Origin of the sequence: Nocardiopsis chromatogenes YIM 90109, from assembly GCF_000341185.1 — a bacterium.
GTDB lineage: Bacteria > Actinomycetota > Actinomycetes > Streptosporangiales > Streptosporangiaceae > Nocardiopsis_A > Nocardiopsis_A chromatogenes.
Map to the genome: position 1 here is coordinate 1 of NZ_ANBH01000169.1, position 3,336 is coordinate 3,336.

A 3,336-nucleotide genomic window follows, 5' to 3' on the forward strand; every position below is an offset into this window, starting at 1 on the left:
CATGAGCGCCTGGGCTTCAGCCGCACCGGACGCCTGGAGCGCGTGGGCTACAAGCACGGCGGGTGGCTCGACACCGTCCTGATGCAGCGCGCGCTGACCTGACCGGAACCGCCTCGCCCGAAGGATCGCCCCACTCTCCGGCGCGCGGGCGTGATGCGCGTGCGCCGGGCGGGGGCCGCGGGCATCCTGGGCACCAGGGGACCCAGGGGTCCGAAGCGAACAGGAGGAGCAGGGGAGGCCAGATGAGCACCGCCACGGGAGAGCGCGACCTGACCCGTCTCATCTCCGGGATGCGTCCGGAACTGCGGGAGGGCGAGTACGTCTTCACCCACGCCCCGGAGGTGCCGCCGGGCGTGCGCCCGGTCGCCACGGTCGCCGAGGACGAGGCCATCACCATCGTCTGCACGCGTGCGGACGCCGACGCCGCGGGCCTGTCCTACGACTACGTGGCCGCCTGGATCGAGCTGAAGGTGCACTCGGCCCTGGAGGCCGTCGGGCTGACCGCCGCCGTCGCGGGGGCGCTGGGGGAGGAGGGGCTGTCCTGCAACGTCGTCGCGGGCTTCTTCCACGACCACCTGTTCGTCCCCTATGACGAGCGCGAACGGGCGGTGTCGACGCTCGAAGGCCTCTCAGCGGGCGGCTGAACCGGGGCCGGGCGCCGCATCCTTCCGGTGAGGCGAATCGGACCTGCAGAAGATCTACGCCATAAAGGCGGGGATGCCTTCCTCCGAGACCGACCGGAGACCGGAGCGGCCGAGCGGCTCCGCCGCACTCACCACCCCGGCTCACCCGCGCGCAGGGAACGGGCCCCTGTCGCGACGGCGGCCCACGGAACTTTCGGCCTCCCAGGCCCGACTCCGGGACGGACGGACCCTCGCCGGTTCAGCTCCGGATCAGCCTTCCCCGGGGGACTCCTCGACCATCCGGGCGTACAGCGGCTCCAAGGCGTCGAACAGCGCCGTGCCGCCGCCCCCGTCGCCGCCCCCGCCCTCGTCCTCCGGATCGGCCGCGTACAGCGCGGGCTGCGGGCGCATCGGTGTCGGCGGCTCCGGCACCGGCGTGTGCGCCCAGAACCGGTCGGGCTCCTCGGGCAGGGGCGGCAGCGGCTCCGGCCGGGGGCGCGGCGCATCCGCGAACGGGTCCCGGCCCCCGGGGCCTTCCAGCCCGGCGCTTCCGCCGTCCGCCCCGTCCTCCCCTACCGCCCCGCCGGGCGCCTGCCGGGCGTGCCTGCGCAGCCCCGCCAGGAACTCGCCCCGCGGCAGCCCCAGCCACGCCGTCAGCAGGAACGGGTCTTCGGCCACCGCCTCCGACAGGGCCAGCAGCGTCGCCGCCGCGTGCTTGCACACCCGGCCCCAGTCCGGGCACGAGCAGGTGAGGACCAGCTCGTCCAGCCCGCTCGGGAAAAGCGCCAGCCCCAGCACGTCGAAGACCCGGTCCACCTCGACCGGCAGCTCGCCGCCGAACAGGCGCGCGCGGAACAGCGGCTGCCCCGCCAGCGCCCCCAGGACCCGCTCCCAGTCGCCGTCCTCCAGGACCATGCGGATGACGCTGACCCGGTACGGACGGGCCCTGCCGCCCTGCACCTGCGCGCGGACCTCGCCCGGCGCCACCTTCAGGCCCGCCACCGCGCCGCGCGCCGCGTACGCCTGCCCGCGCGCGAGGCGGCCGGGCTCCGTCCCGCTCTCCAGCGCGCCCATGAACCTGCGCGACCACCACGACGCCCCGGGGGCCCCGGCCGCCGCGCCCGTCCCGCTCGCGCCGCCCGTCCCGCTCGCGCCGCCCGTGCCGCTCACCGTGCCACCGCCTCGGGCGCCAGGCGCACCACCTCGCGCAGCTCGTCGGCGGACAGCTCGGTCAGCCAGTCCTCCCCGGTGCCCACGACCCGCTCGGCCAGTGCCTTCTTGCGCTCGATCATCGCGTCGACCCGCTCCTCCAGGGTGCCCGTGCACACGAGCTTGCGCACCTGCACGTCGCGCCGCTGCCCGATGCGGAAGGCCCGGTCGGTCGCCTGGTCCTCCACCGCGGGGTTCCACCACCGGTCGATGTGCACCACGTGGTTGGCCGCGGTCAGCGTCAGCCCGGTGCCCGCCGCCTTGAGCGACAGCAGGAACACCATCGGCTCGCGCGCCTCCTGGAAGCGCCGCACCATCTCCTCGCGGCGGGGCCGCGGCGTGCCGCCGTGCAGCCACAGCACCGGCGCCCCCAGGCGTGCCGACAGGTAGGGGGCGAGCCGGTCGCCCAGGGCCGCGTACTGGGTGAAGCACAGGGCGCTGTCCCCCTCGGCGAGGGCCTCCTGCAGCACCGCCTCCAGCCGCTCCAGCTTGCCCGAGCGCCCCGCCAGCGCCGAGCCGTCCCCGAGGAACTGGGCGGGGTGGTTGCAGATCTGCTTGAGGCGGGCCATCGTCGACAGCACCAGCCCCTTGCGCTGGATGCCGTCGGTCTCGTCCAGGCGGCGCGTCATCTCCTCCACCGCGGCCTTGTACAGCGACGCCTGCTCCGGGGTGAGCGTGCACCAGGTGCGGAACTCGTTCTTGTCGGGGAGGTCCTGGATGATCGACCGGTCGGTCTTCAAACGGCGCAGGATGAACGGGCCGGTCGCGCGCTTGAGCGCCCCGGCGGCGCGCTCGGCCTCCTCGCCCTCGCCGCGCTCGATCCGCGCGGCCCCCCGCAGGAAGGCCGCGCGCGGCCCCAGAAGGCCCGGGTTGGCGAACTCCATGATCGACCACAGCTCGCCCAGGTTGTTCTCCACCGGGGTGCCGGTCAGCGCGATCCGGCAGTCGGCCTCCAGGCCGCGCACCGCCCGCGCCTGGTCGGTCGAGGGGTTCTTGATCGCCTGCGCCTCGTCGCACACCACCCGGTGCCAGGGCAGGGCCGCCAGCTCCTCGGCGTCGCGGGTGACCACCCCGTAGGTGGCCACCACCAGGTCGCACGCCCCCACCGTGCGCGCCAGCGCGTTGCCGTGCGGGCGGCCGGGCCCGTGGTGGGCGTGCACCCGCAGCCCCGGTGCGAACCGGGCGGCCTCGCGCACCCAGTTGCCGACCAGCGACACCGGGCACACCAGCAGGGTGGGGCCGGGGGCGGGGCCGCCCGACCGCTCCTCGGTGAGCACCGCCAGCAGCTGCACGGTCTTGCCCAGCCCCATGTCGTCGGCGAGGACCGCGCCCAGGCCCAGCCGCCCCAGGAACCGCAGCCAGGCGGCGCCGCGCCGCTGGTAGGGGCGGAGCGCCCCGTCGAAGTCGGCGGGGGTGTCCATGGGCTCCAGCCGCGCCTCGGCCGCCCCGGCGAGCAGGTCGCCCAGGGGGCCGTCGGCCTCGACGCCCACCAGCGGCAGGGGCG

The 3,336-nt window shown here is 75.7% G+C and carries 2 protein-coding genes and 1 pseudogene (1 of these 3 only partly in view); 1 reads left to right on the forward strand and 2 read right to left on the reverse strand.

Features of this window, described 5'->3' with window-relative positions; genetic code table 11:
* Positions 1 to 242 precede the first annotated feature (242 nt).
* On the forward strand, positions 243 to 644 hold the full coding sequence (locus D476_RS0117715) for an ACT domain-containing protein (RefSeq protein ID WP_017625272.1): 402 nt from the start codon (positions 243 to 245) through the stop codon (positions 642 to 644).
* 249 nt (positions 645 to 893) lie between these two features.
* On the opposite strand, the gene D476_RS0117720 is transcribed toward D476_RS0117715, so the two are convergent.
* Together D476_RS0117720 and D476_RS33675 are read right to left on the reverse strand one after the other, a co-directional pair.
* Entirely contained in the window at positions 894 to 1,793 is a 900-nt protein-coding gene (locus tag D476_RS0117720; RefSeq protein ID WP_017625273.1) for an SWIM zinc finger family protein, read from the reverse strand.
* Positions 1,790 to 3,336: pseudogene (locus D476_RS33675) on the reverse strand (SNF2-related protein); it runs 1,574 nt beyond the window's last position. Before D476_RS33675 ends, D476_RS0117720 begins: the two are co-directional and overlap by 4 nt.